The organism is Anaerotignum sp. (assembly GCF_031981185.1).
GTDB lineage: Bacteria > Bacillota > Clostridia > Lachnospirales > Anaerotignaceae > Chakrabartyella.
Map to the genome: position 1 here is coordinate 1 of NZ_DALYUL010000031.1, position 231 is coordinate 231.

Annotated in this window: 1 protein-coding gene; it reads right to left on the reverse strand. The window is 44.6% G+C overall.

What is annotated here, in order from left to right:
• Window positions 1–18: 18 nt before the first annotated feature.
• Window positions 19–231: F0F1 ATP synthase subunit gamma (locus tag RTK36_RS14300; protein WP_312047917.1), on the reverse strand; the 213-nt coding region annotated here is incomplete at its 5' end.

A 231-nucleotide genomic window follows, 5' to 3' on the forward strand; every position in this document is an offset into this window, starting at 1 on the left:
CATCCAATCCCCTTTCCTTTATTTTTTCAAACTTTTCGCCCCACCGACGATTTCTGTTATCTCTTGGGTTATTGCTGCCTGTCTAGCCCTATTATACTGCAACTCCAGATTTCTCATCATGTCCTTAGCGCTTTTCGTTGCAGCCTCCATGGCAGTCATTCTTGCATTCTGCTCGCTAGAGAAGGACTCCACCAAGACACCAAATAGCAGACCCTTTAAATAGTTAGGTAC